Annotated in this window: 10 protein-coding genes and 1 pseudogene; 1 reads left to right on the top strand and 10 read right to left on the bottom strand. The window is 75.8% G+C overall.

The genetic code is table 11. From position 1 onward, the window contains the following. Positions 1-75: 75 nt before the first annotated feature. From AB0M03_RS27870 to AB0M03_RS27825, 10 genes and pseudogenes are all read right to left on the bottom strand, one after another. Positions 76-2574, bottom strand: a complete 2499-nt coding sequence (locus AB0M03_RS27870; RefSeq protein WP_363495736.1) for a right-handed parallel beta-helix repeat-containing protein — start codon at positions 2572-2574, stop codon at positions 76-78. A 122-nt stretch (positions 2575-2696) separates the two neighbouring features. Further along, positions 2697-3590: an MOSC N-terminal beta barrel domain-containing protein gene (locus tag AB0M03_RS27865; RefSeq protein WP_363495733.1), complete on the bottom strand. Its 894-nt coding sequence runs from the start codon at positions 3588-3590 to the stop codon at positions 2697-2699. Between the two features lie 159 nt (positions 3591-3749). After that, positions 3750-4388, bottom strand: a complete 639-nt coding sequence (locus tag AB0M03_RS27860) for a DUF6643 family protein (protein ID WP_363495730.1) — start codon at positions 4386-4388, stop codon at positions 3750-3752. A 282-nt stretch (positions 4389-4670) separates the two neighbouring features. Beyond that, positions 4671-5113: pseudogene (gene mscL / locus AB0M03_RS27855) on the bottom strand (large conductance mechanosensitive channel protein MscL). Between the two features lie 184 nt (positions 5114-5297). Next, complete coding sequence (locus tag AB0M03_RS27850) at positions 5298-6497, bottom strand: DegT/DnrJ/EryC1/StrS family aminotransferase (RefSeq protein ID WP_363495727.1); 1200 nt, start codon at positions 6495-6497, stop codon at positions 5298-5300. Continuing rightward, positions 6494-8110 carry a hypothetical protein gene (locus tag AB0M03_RS27845; protein WP_363495724.1) on the bottom strand — a complete coding sequence of 539 codons (1617 nt, stop codon included), beginning with the start codon at positions 8108-8110 and terminating at the stop codon, positions 6494-6496. The genes AB0M03_RS27850 and AB0M03_RS27845 overlap by 4 nt, the downstream gene beginning before the upstream one ends. Continuing rightward, the gene (locus tag AB0M03_RS27840) at positions 8110-9153 is read right to left on the bottom strand and encodes a GNAT family N-acetyltransferase (protein ID WP_363495721.1); all 1044 of its coding nucleotides are present in this window, start codon (positions 9151-9153) and stop codon (positions 8110-8112) included. The genes AB0M03_RS27845 and AB0M03_RS27840 overlap by 1 nt, the downstream gene beginning before the upstream one ends. Before the next feature lie 61 nt (positions 9154-9214). After that, positions 9215-10309, bottom strand: coding sequence for a glycosyltransferase (locus AB0M03_RS27835; RefSeq protein WP_363495718.1), 1095 nt, complete (start codon positions 10307-10309; stop codon positions 9215-9217). Then, positions 10306-12111 carry an AAA family ATPase gene (locus AB0M03_RS27830; RefSeq protein WP_363495715.1) on the bottom strand — a complete coding sequence of 602 codons (1806 nt, stop codon included), beginning with the start codon at positions 12109-12111 and terminating at the stop codon, positions 10306-10308. Before AB0M03_RS27830 ends, AB0M03_RS27835 begins: the two co-directional genes overlap by 4 nt. A 436-nt stretch (positions 12112-12547) precedes the next feature. Further along, a complete protein-coding gene (locus tag AB0M03_RS27825) occupies positions 12548-13684 on the bottom strand; it encodes a glycosyltransferase family 4 protein (protein ID WP_363495712.1) in 1137 nt (378 codons plus the stop codon). A gap of 225 nt (positions 13685-13909) precedes the next feature. Here AB0M03_RS27825 and AB0M03_RS27820 point away from each other — a divergent pair, with 225 nt between their 5' ends. After that, on the top strand, positions 13910-14995 hold the full coding sequence (locus AB0M03_RS27820; RefSeq protein ID WP_363495709.1) for a glycosyltransferase: 1086 nt from the start codon (positions 13910-13912) through the stop codon (positions 14993-14995). Positions 14996-15030 lie beyond the last annotated feature (35 nt).

Raw genomic sequence — 15030 nt, 5'->3', positions numbered from 1 at the left:
TCCTTGCACGTGACCGGCGCGCGACGGCCGGGAGCGGTCGAAGCCGTCCGGCACCTGCGCGGTACGGGGACCGGTTCAGACGGGCAGGTCCTCGGGGACGAGCAGCTGCAGCTCCTCGGTGGACGGGTCGGCGAGCTGGGCGACCCGCATCGCGTGCCGTTCCACCATCGTCTCGAACACCTGCCTGGCGGTCCGGCCGTTGCCGAACGCCGGGCCGCGCTCCAGCGAGGCGAAGTGCTCCCGCAGCGCCTTCTCGGTGGGCTCGGCCAGCTCGTACTCGTGCTCGGCGCACTGCGCGCGGGCGATCTCCAGCAGTTCGTCGGCGCTGTAGTCGGGGAAGGTGACGGTGCGGGAGAAGCGCGAGGACAGCCCGGGGTTGGCCGCCAGGAAGCGTTCCATCTCGGCGGTGTAGCCGGCGACGATCACCACGACCTCGTCCCGGTGGTCCTCCATGAGCTTGACCAGGGTGTCGATGGCCTCCCGGCCGAAGTCCCGGCCGCCGTCCTCCGGTGCCAGTGCGTACGCCTCGTCGATGAAGAGCACGCCGCCGCGGGCCCGGTCGAAGGCGGCCGCGGTGCGGATCGCGGTGGAGCCGATGTGCTCGCCGACCAGGTCGACCCGGGCCACCTCCACCAGGTGGCCGCGCTGCAGCACGCCGAGCGCGGCCAGGATCTCGCCGTACAGCCGGGCGACCGTGGTCTTGCCGGTGCCGGGGGCGCCGGTGAAGACCAGGTGCCGTCGGAGCGAGGGCGCCTTGAGTCCGGCCTGGCGGCGGCGCCGGCCGACGGTGATCAGATCGATCAGGGCGCGCACCTCCTGCTTGACGGTGGCCAGGCCGATCAGGGCGTCCAGGTCGGCGAGCGTCTCGTCGGCGGGGCGGCAGTCCGGGATCGGGGCGATCGCGGCGGGGCCGGAGGCGGGCCCGGCGCTGGTCAGCCGGGCGGTGGCCGGTACGAGCGCCGGGCCGGGCAGTCCGGCGGCGGGGCCGAGCCCGAACCCGGGCACACCGGGTGGCACCAGCGGCGGCGGAGGCACGAGCGTCCCGGCGAAGGAGGGGGAGGGGGCGGCGGGTAGTGCGGCGCGCGGCAGCGGGAGTGCGGGCGGCGGCGGGGGCACGTCGTCCGAGACGCAGCCCTCGGTGACCGGCCCCGCCTCGGAGAACTCGAAGCCGGCCCGCCCGTTCTGCTCCGCCCGGCAGCGGGTGAGCACCGTGCGGCAGCCGTCGATGACGTGGAAGCCGAAACCGCGGCCGTGCGAGACCCGGAAGTCCTCGAAGGTGCCGCGGCCCTGGGCGGAGACGTACACGCCCGCGTCGCCCGCACCGCGGACGGTGCATTCGCGCAGCACCGGGTCGGCGCCCTTGGCGACGATCACGCCGGTGGCGACGTCGGCGATCTCGCAGCCGGTCAGCAGGCCGCCGCTGCCGTGGTCGCGGAACCACAGCCCGGTGCCCGCCTCCTGGATGCGGCAGTCGGTCAGGTCGGCGGCGGCGCCGCCGCTCACCGAGACCGCGGAGGAGCGGATGCGGCTGAACGAGCAGTCGGCGGCGCTCGCCCGGGAGTCACGGTCGAGGACGAACAGGGCGTCCGGCAGGTCGTGCAGCGAGCAGTCGGCGAGGGAGACCCGGGCGCCGTCGCTCACCCAGAGCGCCGGGTAGTCGCCGCCCGCGGAGTGGATCTCGCTGCCCTCGGCCTCCACCTCGGTGTCGGCGTCCCAGACCGAGAGGGCGCCGCGGCCGAAGCCGTGCAGGGTGCACCGTTCGAGCCGCAGCCGGGCGCGGCCGCGCAGGTCGGCGGCGTTCTCCGGCAGGTCGTGGATGCGGCAGCCGGTGAGCAGCAGTTCGGCCTCGCTGTCCAGGGTGAGGCCGTTGCCGGTGACGCGGTGCACGGTGCAGTCGGTGAGCCGGCCGACGGCGCCGTCCTCGGCCTGGACACCGCTGCCGCGGATCTCGTAGATCTCGCAGCCGGTGAGTTCGGCGCCGCTGCCGGCGCCGGTGAGCAGCAGTCCGGCGCCGCCGGCGTGGTGGATGCGGCAGCGGTCGAGCACGGCGGCGGCACCGCCGAGCACGGCGATCCCGGCCTGGCCGGCGGCGGACACCTCCGACTCCTGCAGTCCGGCCCGGGCGCCGGCGCGCAGCCGTACGCCGAGGCCGGCCGGGTTGGCGACGGTGCAGCCGCGCAGGACGGCGGAGGCGCCCTCGGCGAGTTCGACGCCGGCCGAGGCCTGGGTGTCGATCCGGCAGGTGTTCAGCCGGGCGCCGTCCGCGGTGACGAGGACGGCGGGCAGCGAGCGGTCGGAGCCCTCGACGGTGAGGTCCTGCACGGTGGCGGCGGCGGTGACGGTGAGCGGCACGCCGGCCGGCGGGTTGATCCGGACGCTGCCGGGGCCCCCGGCGGCCAGGACGGTGACCGGCTTGTCGAGCAGCACCGCCTCGCGGAAGGTGCCGGGCCGCACGGTCACGGTGTCGCCGGGTTCGGCGGCCTCCAGGGCTTCCCGGAGCGTGTCGTACTCGCCGGCGCGGCGGCGCCAGCGGGACCCGCTGTCCTGCGTGACCCGGACCCTGAGCTCTGTCATGCGGTCTGTCGTCCCCACCTTCGTCATCGGCCCTGCGGATGGTCGGCCGCCTGCGCGGGTGCCCCGCTGCGGCAGGGGCGCCGTCCGCGCACTACAACGAGTGGGCGTCGGCGCGGTGCCGGTCAGCGCCGGGTGTCGGGCCGCGGGCGCGGGCCCTCCTCCAGCACGGTGACCTCGTCGCCGACCCGGAGGGTGCCGAGGACGTCGCCGACGGACCCCTCCGGACGCTCCGGAATGAGGTTCTGACCGAAGACCAGCTTCTTGCCGAACCGCCGCCGGCGGCCGAGCGTCAGCAGCGGCTCGGGCCCGCGCCGCTCGCCGGTCTCCTGGTCGGTGGTGGTGACCACGCAGCGCCCGCAGGGCTTGACCACCCGGAAGACCACCTCGCCGACCCTGATCCGGCGCCAGCCGTCCTCGGCCCACGGCTCGGTGCCGGAGACGACCAGGTTGGGGCGGAAGCGCTCCATCGGCAGCGGCTCGGCCCGCCGGTCGCCGTCGGGGTGGTCCGCGGCGAGGTGCCCGTTGAGCGCGTCCAGCGAGGCGGTGGTGGCGAGCAGCAGCGGGTAGCCGTCGGCCATGCTGGTGGTCTCGCCGGGCCGGCCGTACTCGGGGTCGATCTGCCGGCCGGTGGCCGGGGCCTCGAGGTGCAGCAGACGGACGTCGCCGAGCCGCTCGGCGAACCAGACCTGCACCTCCTTGGCCGCCTCGACCGCGGGGAACAGGGTGCCGAAGACGTCGCCCTGCGCGGCCTGGTCGCCGGCGGCGGTGCCGGGCACGGGGACGCGGATCGTCGCTCCGGACGGGTCGGTGACGGTCAGCGAGCCGTCGGGGTGCGGCTGGGTCCGGTACTGGCCGAGGGACGGCTCGTCCCGCTGGGTCACGGCGCGGCCGGTCGGGCCGGCGAGCATCCATCGGCGGTCCCCGGCGAGACCCCACGGTTCCACCCGGGCACTGTCGGGGCTCAGCCGGTAGGTCGACTTGACGGGGTAGACGTGGAGAGCTGTCAGCTGCGGCATGCCCCCATCCTGCCAGCCGCCGGCAGTGCTCCGGTGCCGCGGCCGGGAATGCACGGAGGCCGCCCGGTCCGCCTGGTACGGCGGTCCGGACGGCCCCCGGAGGAAGACCTCGGTGCCTGCTCCCCCGGCGCCCTCGTTCGCCGGGGTGGTGCGGGTGGGTCAGCCGGCCTGCGGGTAGTACGCGGGGCCGGGGTACTGCTGCTGGACGGGACGGACCGGGGCGACCGGTGCCGCCGGGCGCAGCTGGTTGCCGCCGAAGCTCTGGTCGGCGAAACCCTGCTGCTGGCCCTGGCCGAAACCCTGCGCGCCGAACTGGCCGGTCATCCCGGTCGGTGCCGACGCGAAGCTGTTCTGGCCGCCGAAGCTCTGGCCGGCCTGGTAGCCGCCCTGGGGCGACTGGAGGGCCGGCGCCTGCGGACGCTGCGGGGGGAGGTACGGCTGCTGGCCGTACCCGGGGACGGCCGGCTGCGGCGCCGACCCGTACATCGACGGCGCGGACTGCGCCGGGATGTACGAGGTGGCGGGGCCGCTGCTGGGGCCGGGGCCCAGGGCGAGGCGGGCCGGCGGCAGGGCGGGCAGGTTGGAGGCGGCCGGGCTGTCGAAGCCGGTGCCGTAACCGCTGCCGTAGCTGCTGCTGTAGCCGGAGCCGTAGGTGGCCGGGGGCAGGGCCGCCGGCACGTTGATGGGCGCGATCTGCGGGACACCGCGTTCTGCGACGAGGCTGTCGTAGATGGGCGTGCCGGAGGAGAAGGACGGAGAGGGGTAGCCGACTCCGTCGTAGGAGCGGGGCGAGGTCATGGGGCATACCGTAAGCCCACAACGTGCCTGCTGAGGAGAGTGGAACGGGGGGGATTTCGACCGTTCACACAGTCTTCGCTCGATTGGAACGCTCGAAAGCAGGCAAATCCGACATATCCTCGGCTACTTCAGGCCATCATCCGGGCCTGACCCCCGGTCGAACGCGGGGCGAACCGGCGGCATCGATCCGACGGACCCCGCGCCGTCCGAACCGGAGGGCGTGCGGAGCACCCCGCACGCCCTGTGGATCACCCGGCCGGACGTCGGCCGGGAAACCGCCGGTCAGCGCACGTGGACGGGCTGCGCCGGGAACCACGGCCGGCCGGCCGGCTCCGAGGTGCAGTGCGCACAGCGGACGGCCGCCGCCGGAACCGTGCTCAGGCAGTCGGGGCAGTCGGTCTTCGCCACCGGCGCGTCCTTGCGCGGCTCGAACCGCGCCTGCAGCCGGCCGACCGGCAGCACCACGGCGAAGTAGATCACCGCGGCGATCAGCACGAAGCCGATCAGTGCGTTGAGGAACGCCCCGTACGGGAACACCGTGCCGGCGACGGTGAACGCCTCCTTGCTGTGGTCGCCGACCGCCCCGCTGGCGATGCCGATCAGCGGAGTCAGGAACGCCGTCACGAAGCCCGTCACCACGGCCGTGAAGGCCGCCCCGATGCGATGCCGACCGCCAGGTCGACGACGTTGCCGCGCAGCAGGAAGCTGCGGAATCCCTTGAACACCGGGTGACTCCTCGAGAGTGCGTCGAGCCGCGCCGACGCGGCCGGGCCCCGCAGGGCCCGACCGGCATCCTGCCGAGGCGGGAGGGCCGCGGTCCAACCGCCGTCACCCGTTCCGCCCAGTCGTCGTACTGCAGGCGCCCACAGCGCCGCACGGAGGCTCGAAGGCCTCCGCCGGCTCCCCGGGTCAGACACCCGCCTCCCGCAGCCGCCCGGCCTGCGCCTGGACCTTCACCACCGCACCCGCGACCCGGCGCACCGCGTCCGCGTCCATGTGCGACCACAGCGGCACCGTGAGCACCGAGTCGGCCAGCCGGTCGGTCAGCGGCAGCGCCTTCGCCTGCCCCAGGTGCGCATAGGCCTTCTGCCGGTGCACCGGCGGGTGGAAGTAGCGGCGGCTGTCCACGCCCTCGGCCTTCAGCGCCCGGCCCAGCTGCGCCGCACCGAGCCCGAAGGCGGCGTCGTCCACGATCAGCGTGAGGTCCTTGAAGGTCGAGGTGTCGCCCGGCTCCGGCAGGGCGAGCCGCAGGCCCGGCAGCCCGGCAACGGCGGCCGCGAACACCTCCACCAGCGCCCCGCGGTGCGCCACCCGCTCTGGCAGCCCGGTCAGCGAGGCCAGGCCGACCGCCGCGTGCAGCTCGCTCATCCGCGCGTTCAGGCCCGGGAACAGCGTGTCGTAGTCGCCCGGGTTGCCGTAGTCGCGGGCGGTGCGCAGGGTTGCGGCGAGCGAGGCGTCCCGGGTGGCGACCAGGCCGCCCTCACCGGCCACCGCGACCTTCGTCGGGCTCATCGAGAACACCTCGGCCAGCCCGAAGCCGCCGATCGGCACCCCGCCGCGGGCGCTGCCGAAGCCGTGCGCGGCGTCGTAGACCAGCGGCATTCCGGCCGCGTCGGCGACCTGTTGCAGCCGCTCCACCTGGCAGGGCGTGCCGTAGACGTGGGTGGCCATCAGCGCGGCCGGCCGGTCGGCGGCCTTCAGCCGGGCCTCGGCGTCCTCCGGGTCGAGGGTGATGTCCTGCTCGCGGGCCTCGGCGAACAGCGGGGTGCCGCCCGCCCAGTGCGCGGCGTGCGCGGTCGCCGAGAAGGTGAAGCCGGGCATCAGCACCGGCCGCCCGCCGCCCACCCCGGCGGCCTGCAGCACCAGCATCAGGCCGGCCGTGCAGTTGGACACCGCCACCACGTGCTGCACGCCGAGCAGTTCGGCGGCGCGTTCCTCGAGTTCGGCGACCGTCCGGCCGTTGGTGAGCTGCCCGCTCTCCAGCACGGCGGCGATCCTGGCCAGCGCCTCCTCGCTGTGCGGCACCTTGACGCGGGTCAGTGGCAGGCCGTCGGGGAAGGCGGGGGTGCCGCCGAGGGCGGCGGGCGTGTCGAGGTCGGTGGTCGTCATGGTCGGGTCGATCCCCCCTGGGTCGATGTGGTGCCGGATGCCGGCCGTCCGCCGGGTGCCGGCGCGCTGCCGGCCGTCGGCGCAGTGCCGGGTGGAGGTGGTGCGTCCGGACCGCCGGTGCGGACCGGGGCTTCCTGCGCCGCGGCGCCCGTCCGCCCGCCCCACTGCCCGGGCTGCACCCGCCACAGCGGCGGCCGGGAGTGCGCGCGGGCCTTCGGGCGGTCCCCGTCGGGCCGCGGCACGGCGAGCAGCACCAGCACCAGCGGCAGCACCTGCACGCGTTCGCGCGACAGGATGCCCATGTTGTTGATGGTCGAGAAGGCCCAGCAGAACAACAGCGAGTAGACCAGCGTGAAGGCGATGTACGAGCGCCGCAGGAACCACCGCGGCACCTGGCTCAGCCGAGGCCAGCTGCGGATGAACAGCACCATCAGCGCGAAGCACTCCACGGACTGCACGAGGTTCTGGACGTTCGACGCCTCGAACGGGAACGGCCGGAACAGCACGCTGATCACGGCCACCGGGAGACCGGCGGGATTCAGGCTGACCTGTGGCGACTCCTCGTCCGCCGCCCCCTGGTTGATCACCGACCCGCCCTGCGAGGTCCGCCGCGAGGTCTCCGACAGCACCTGGTTGACGCTGTCGCCGCCGGTGCCGCTCGTCCCGAAGAACGTGGACACCTGCTGCAGCATCAGCATCACCATCACGCCCAGCACCGCGACGGTCAGGATCGTCCGCAGCGGGCCGAGCGCGCTCACCTGCTGCGGCCGCCGCCGCAGCACGTACGCCACCGTCAGGCCCGCGCCGGCCAGCACCGTCACGTGCGGGCGGACCATCGCCGTGCCCAGCGAGCCCAGCGCGATGCAGAGGAACGCGCCGAACCGGCGGTCCAGCAGCCGCGCCACCCCGTAGGTGGTCAGGCCCAGGCAGAACATCATCCAGGCGTCCTTACCGATGCTGGACGGCCAGAACAGCAGCGACGGCAGGAAGAACACCAGCTTGGCGTACCGCCGGGAGTCCGCCTCCGGGAAGGCGATCTGCAGCGCCCGCCAGAACAGCAGCAGGCCCCAGAAGCCGAACCAGGAGAACACCAGGAACCCGCCGACCAGCGAAGGCCCGGTGATCGCGTACACCACGCCGGTCACGATGATGACGAAGCCGGTGCCAGCGACCTTCATCCCCAGGTCGTAGTGGAACGTGCCGGACAGCGGGTTGTGGCTGCCCAGGAACAGTGCCAGCTCGGTGCCCCGCTGGTGGTACATCTTGGCGTCGGCCGCGCCGCCGTACAGCACGAAGGCCATCAGGTACCGCGGGAAGGCGCACAGCAGCTTCAGCGCCATCGCCAGCATCAGCAGCCGGAAGACGTCCTTCTCCGGGTTGGCCGCCGCCACCCGCGCCAGGATCGGCGTGCCGATCGCCATCAGCGCGGGCAGCACCAGCAGCGCCCCCCAGGTGTCGTAGCCGGTGTGCACCATGGCCAGGACGAACACCGTCACGTAGCCGATCACCAGGCCGCCCGCGACCGCCGACGACCACGGCACCCGCCGCGACAAGGCGGCCAGCGCCGTCCGGCCGGGCAGCAGGCGGGCCGCCGCCGCGGCCGGAGCCGCCATCAGAAGACCTCCAGATCGCCCAGGTTGAACCGCCAGTCCGCGGGGGTGCGGGCCGCCGCGAGCGGGCCGGACGGGGACCGCGCGGCCAGCACCATGCCGGTGCGCGGCACGGTCAGGTACCCGGCCCGCCGGGCGGCGGCGGCCGCCTCCGTGCCGGCCGCCAGGTGCCCGGCCACGTGGTCGCAGCCCGCCCGGGCGGCCTCCCGCAGCAGCCGGGCCGCACTGCCCCGGTCGCCCGGACGGACGATCACGTCGGCCAGCGTGAACTCGTGCAGCGGCCCGCGCCGGCGCGGCCGGCCGACGGCCAGCCCGGCGAGCTCGCCGCCGCGGTGGCAGGTGACCACCCGGTAGTCCAGGCCCGGGGCGTCGCCGTACCGCCAGCGCAGGAAGTCCGCGGTGCGGCGCACCGCCAGGCGGGTGTCGGTGACGTCGGCGGCGGCCCGCTCCCGCAGCAGCTCGTCCAGGCCGGTGCGCGGCCCCGCGAACCACTCGGCGGCGGTCGGCAGCGCGCAGACGAGCGGCCGTTCGCCGCCGCCGGAGCGCCGCGCCAGCGCCGCCCGCACCCCCAGGGCGAACGCGGCGGGCCGCGCCACCCGGACGGCGATCGGCACCCGGCCGAGCTCCTGCCAGCCCATTTTCAGATAGCCCGGCAGGCTGTTGCCGTTCGGGGTGTTGAAGACCAGCTCGGCCTCCGCCGAGACCTCCTCCAGCAGCCGCAGCGTGAGGTCCCGGAAGATCCCGCGGCCCTGGAAGTCCGGGTGGGTGGCGGTGTCCACCGGGCGGACGGCGGGCACCGCCCGGCCGCCCGACTGCCACTGCCACCGCAGGAACAGCCGCACCCCGGCGAGGCGCCCGTCCGCGTGCTCGGCCACCAGCCCGGGGCTGGAGCCGAACGGATTCTGCCGGTGCTTCCACTCGAAGAACTCGGCACTGCGCGTACCGGTCGGCCCGCCCGCCAGCGAGGCGGTCAGCAGATCCAGCACGGCGGGCGTGTCGGCGTCCCTCAGCGGACGGTACGTCAGCCCGGCGCTTGATGCGGTCATCTGGGTCTTCGGCTCCATGTCGTCTCGCTCGCCCGGCCCGGCGGGCCGGCCGCCACCCCGGTCAGCGGGCCAGCACCCGGGCGTACACCTGCTCGATCGCGCGCTGCGCCCCGGCCACGTCGAAGCCGCGGGACCGCTCCCGGGCCGCCTTGCCGAGGCGCTCGCGCAGCCCCTCGTCGGCGGCCAGCCGGCCGAGCGCCGCGGCCAGCGCCGCCGGGTCGCCGGGCGGCACCAGCAGGCCCTGCTCGCCGTCGTCCAGCACCTCCGGCATGCCGCCCACCCGGGTCACCACCGAGGGCAGGCCGCTGGTCATCGCCTCCATCAGGGCGACCGGCAGGCCCTCCTGGCGGGAGCTCAGGGTGAACACGTCCAGTGCGGGCAGCAGCGCGGGCACGTCCGGCCGGGATCCGGCGAACACCACCCCCGCCCCGGCCCCCGCCCGCAGCTCCGCCTCCAGCGGGCCGGCGCCGATCAGCACCAGGGCCGCCGACGGGTGCTCGCGGCGCAGCAGGTCGAAGGCGGCGAGCAGGCCGGCCTGGTCCTTCTTGGCGGTCAGGTTGCCGACCGTGCCCACCACCAGCGCGTCCTGCGGCAGGCCGAGTTCGGTGCGCGCGGCGGCCCGGGCGGCCGGCCCCTCGGGCGCGCCGGCGAGGTCCGGGCCGTGGTGCACCACCGTCACCCAGCCCTCGGCCGGGCGGCGCCGGGCGATGGTGGCCGCCACCGCGTGCGAGACCGCGACCACCGCGTCGTTGCGCCGGTACGTCAGCGCATTGGCCCAGCGGGTCGCCGTCCGGTAGCGCTCCCAGACGTTGTGCTCGGTGTGCACCAGCCGCGGCGCCCGCGGCCCGAACGCGGCGAGCCGGGCCGCCACCGCGGGGATCGGCATGTGCGAGTGCACCAGGTCGTAGCGCCGCTCGGAGAGCAGCCGCCGCAGCCGCACCGGCCAGAGCGCTCCCGGCGCCCCGCCCAGGCAGTGCACCCGCACCCCGGCCGCCTCCAGCGCCGGCACCAGGGCGTCCTTGTACGGCAGCACGTACGCGACCTCGATCTCGTACCGCTCGGTGTCGGCGTGCCGGGCGCAGTTGAGCAGCAGCTGTTCGGCGCCGCCCCGGCCGAGCCCCTTGGCAAGCCAGAGCACCCGCCGCCGGCCGCTCACCGGTCCTCGATTTCGCGCAGCTGGAGGGTGGTCTCCGCGACCGACTCGGCGGGGCGGCGGGCCCAGCTGGGCGCCGCCCGGTGGTGCTCCTCGGCGACCGCCGGGTCGGGCCGCGGCGCACGCTCCGCAGCCGCCGGTGCGGCCGGCTCCTCGGCGGGCGCCGGCACCGGCGCGGGCGCGGGCCGCTCGGCCGCCGCGCGGGCGGACGGGCCGCCGGTGCGGCCGATCAGCAGCGCGCCGGTGCGCAGCCCGTCCCGCTTCAGCCGCCGCCCGGACGGGCCGATGGTGCCGAGCAGCGCCACGCCGGCCACCGGCACACCGGTCCGGGCCAGCAGCTCGGAGACCCGGTCGGCCTGCTCCGGCGTCACGTTCCCGGCCAGCGCCGTCACCAGCACCGCGTCGGAGTGCTGGACCAGGTCGTAGGCGTCGTTGGCGTGCAGCAGCGGCGAGGTGTCGATGAGCACCACGTCGGCGTGCTCCCTGGCCCGGCGCAGCACCTCGCCGGCCCGCAGCACCAGCGCCGCCGGGTAGGCGGTGGTGTTGCCGCCGGTGATCAGGCGGACGCCGTCCACCCCGGTCTCCCGGATCAGGTCGTCCAGGGCGGGCAGCCGCTCGCCGCTGAGGAGTTCGGCCATGCCCGGGCCGTCGCCGACACCGAAGTGCAGGTGGGCCTGCGGGTGGCGGAAGTCGCAGTCGAGGACCAGCACCGCGCGGCCGGTCTCGGCGAGCGCCGCGGCCAGGTTGGCGACGGTGGTGGTGCGGCCGTCACCGCTGCGCCCGGACATCACCAGGACCACCGGCGCCGGGCCGGTGCGGGCCTTCCTGGCCGTCCCGGTGCGCTCCTGGCCGGGCCGGCCGGAGAGCGACTCGGGGCCGGTCAGCAGCAGGGTGGAGCGCAGCGAGCGGTACGCCTCGGCGGCCGGGTCGGAGGGGCGGGCCACCACCAGCGGCTCGCGCAGCCGCCGCAGCCGCCGGCCGAGCTGCGGGATCTCGCCGATGACCGGCAGGTTGAAGGCCTCCTCGGTGGCGTTGCGGGTGCGCAGCCGGGTGTCCATCCGGCTGAGCATCAGCGCGGCGACCACGCCGAGCGACAGGCCGAGGACGACCGCCAGCGAGAGCCGCACGCCGCGGCTGGGGGAGGTGAGCAGGCTGCCGCCGGCCTCCTTGGCGTCGATGCTGCCCCACTGCTGGATGGCGTCGGTCTGGCTGTAGTTCTGCAGGGTGCTGATGTCGGTGAGGGTCTTGGTGAGCGCGTTCAGGGCGGCGGTCAGCTGCGGCTGGAGCTTCGGCTGGTCGGCGGCGCCGGCCTTGGTGAAGGCGTGCTGGAGGCTGTTGACCTGATCCTGCTGGCTGTCGGCCTGCGCCCGGAGCCGCTTGATCGACTCGTCGGCGCTCTTCTTCGACTCCTGGCTGTAGCCGTTGATGGTGGCCTCGGAGAGCGCCGCCGCGAGGTCGGTGCAGGTCTGCTGGGTCGGCCCGGTGGTGGTGAAGACCAGCATCTGGGTGGAGGCCGCGGTGACCGTCCGGCGGGCGGCGAGGGCGGCCACGTCGGTCATCCCGAGCTTCTTGGCGGCGGTCGTGGTCACGTCCGAGCCCTGCGCGTAGCTGAGCACCTGGTCGGCGCGGACGGACTCGCCGGCGCCGGCGACCGGTGTGATCGCGACCTTGCACTGCCACTTGCCGTCGTCCACGGCGTCGCCCGCCGGGGTGAGCAGGAAGCCGATGATCAGCGCCGCGACGGTGCAGCCGACCAGCAGCCGCCAGTAGCGCCGCAGGACGGTGAAGTGGTTTGCCGGTTCCACCGGTTGGTTCCCCTCGCGATCGTGGTGCGGGCACGCGGCGGACAGGTCGGGCCGCGTCGTCGGCGGACCCCGGTGGCGCCGGGTGCGGTGAGGCTGGACGGGACGGCCCCGGGAGCCCCGGGGTGCGCGGTCAGGTGGCGGCCGGTAACGCATCCGGTCGGCGGGTGCCCGGCGGCAGGCCGGCGCATCGTGGCTGTCGAAGTGACATCAGGCCCCCTGACGGCGTCGCCCACCCGGCCGCCCCGGCCCGGATGCCTCGCGCGGATCGCCGTGCCCCCCGGCTGCCCGCTTCCCCCCTGCGATGCTTGCCGTCGCGGACCTGCGGCGCAAGCGCTTTGACGATTCTCGGCAGGGCGCATTTCGGCGCTCCCGCACGCCCTGCAATGGTTCCGGCTGGATTGTCCGAGTTTGACGGTGCGTCAACCCGCCGTGCGAATCAGCCCCTCGCCGGCGCCCGGCGCAGCGACCGCTCGTAGAAGCCGACCATCTGCGCGGACACCTGCGACAGGGTGAACGAGGCCAGGAACCGCGCCCGCGCCGCCTTCACCCGCACCCGGGCCGCCGCCGTGTCGTCCAGCGCCGACACCAGCGCCCCGGCCAGCTCGGCCGGCCGCTCCGGCGGCACCAGCAGCGCGTAGTCCTCCGAGCCGACCGTCTCCCGCAGCGCCGGCACGTCCGCGCACACCAGCGGCACCCCGACGCCCATCGCCTCCATCGCCGCGCTGCCCAGCCCCTCCCACCGGGAGGGCACCGCGAAGGCGTCCGCCGCGGCCATCAGGTCGTACACGTCGCCGCGCGGCCCCAGGAAACGCACCTGCCCTGCCCGGCCCGCCAGCTCCTCCAGCCGCGCCGTCTCCGTCCCCGGGCTGCCCGCCAGCAGCAGCACCGCCTCCGGCACCTGCCGGCGCACCTGCGCGAACGCCTCCACCAGCACGTCCAGGCCCTTCTGGTACTGCTGCCGGGCCGCGGCCAGCACCACCGGGGTGTCCTCCGCCAGCCCCAGCGCCACCCGCACCGCGGCCCGCCGCTCCGGCGTCACCGAACCCAGCAGCTCCGGGTCGCGCCCGCGCGGCACCACGTCGATCCGGTCCGGCGACACCCGCAGCCGCCGCGCCATCGACGAGGCGACGTGCCGGGTCAGCGCATGGAACCGGCGGGTGCCCTGGGCGGTCGCCGCATCCACCGCCTGCGCCGCCCGCACCTTCCACGGCGACAGCCCCCGCGCGTGCAGGTGCTCCGGCCCGTACGAGGAGTTCACCAGGCTCGACACCACCGGCGTCCCCGCCGCCAGCGCCGCCGCCCGGCCCAGCACGTCCGACTCGTACAGCGTCGTGTGCACCAGGTCCGGCCGGTGCTCGCGGACCAGCCGGCGCAGCCCCGCCGCCGTCCCCGCCCGCCCCGCCCGGTGCACCCCGAACACCCGCGCCCCCGCCGCCACCAGCTGCGGCTGGAACCCGTCCGGCGACTCCTTCAGGTACGCGACGTCCAACCGCACCCCCGAGCGCACCAGGTGCGGCGCCATCGCCGCCAGCCCCTGCTCGGCACCGCCGATCCGGTGCAGGCTGTCGATCACATAGAGCACATGCACAGCAGCGACCCCCCGGGAACCCCGGCGCGGCAGGTCTCCCGCCCGTCCCGCGCACTGACAGGCGCTCAGCATCCCAGCCCCGGCCCGCCTCCGCCAGGAAATCCGGCAGGAGGGCCCGCGCGGCCCGCACCCCGCGCACCCCGCCGGCCCGCCCGCCCCGATCCCGGCAACCACCTGCGCGGCGCGGGCGGGCTGTGCCAGGGTCGGGGCATGCCAGCCGCCGAGTCAGCGCAGCCCGCCGTCCTGCACCTGGTCACCGACCCGCGGCGGCGCGGCGCGCAGAACCTCGCCCGCGACCTGCACGCCGAACTGCTGCGCCGCGGCCACCGCTCCGAACTGCGCTCCCTCCAGCCGCACCCCGACGCGCCCGACACCCGGGACGCGCCCCCGCTCGGCGCCACCCGCTACCACCCGGCCACCCTGCGGGCCCTGCGCGCCGCCGCCCGCCGCGCCGACGTCGTCGTCGCCCACGGCTCCTCCACCCTCCCGGCCTGCGCCGCCGCCCTGCTCGGCACCCGCACCCCCTTCGTCTACGTCAACATCGGCGACCCCCGGCACTGGACGGCCACCCCCGCCCGCCGCCTGCGCACCGGCCTCCTGCTGCGCCGCGCCGCCGCCGTCGCCGCCATCTCCGACGGCGCCCGCACCGTCCTCCTCGACCACTTCCGGCTCCCCGCCCGTACGGTGCGCACCATCCCCAACGGCCGCGCCGCCGACCGCTACCCGCCCGCCGCCGACCCGGACGACCGGCGCGCCGCCCGCGCCGCCCTCGGCCTGCCCGCCGACGGGCCGCTGCTCGCCTGGGTCGGCGCCCTCGCCGGGGAGAAGCGCCCCGACCTCGCGATCGACGCCCTGGCCAAGATCCCCGGCGTCCACCTCGCCCTGGCCGGCGACGGCCCGCTGCGCGCCGCCACCGCCGCCCGCGACACCACCGGCCGGGCCACCTTCCTCGGCACCCTCGCCGACCCAGCACCGCTCTACCGGGCCGCCGACGCCCTGCTGCTCACCAGCGACAGCGAAGGCGTGCCCGGCGTGCTGATCGAAGCCGCCCTGGCTGGCCTGCCCGCCGTCGCCACCGACGTCGGCTGGGTCCGCGACGTCGTCCTGGACGGCGTCACCGGCACCCTCGTCCCGCCCGGCGACGCCGCCGCCCTCGCCGTCGCCGCCGAGAAGCTGCTCGCCGACGCCCACGGCGCACTCGGCGCCGCCGCCCGCCGCCACGCCCTCGCCCGCTTCGACCTCGCCGTCGTCACCGACGCCTGGCAACAACTCCTCACCGAAACCGCCCGCCGCTGAAACGAGGTGCTCGGGCGGGCACTTCAGGGGCGCGA

The sequence above is a fragment of the Kitasatospora sp. NPDC051914 genome (genome assembly GCF_040680995.1).
Lineage (GTDB): Bacteria > Actinomycetota > Actinomycetes > Streptomycetales > Streptomycetaceae > Kitasatospora.
Note: the sequence above shows the minus strand (reverse complement) of the source record. Positions and strands in the feature narration are given on the sequence as shown.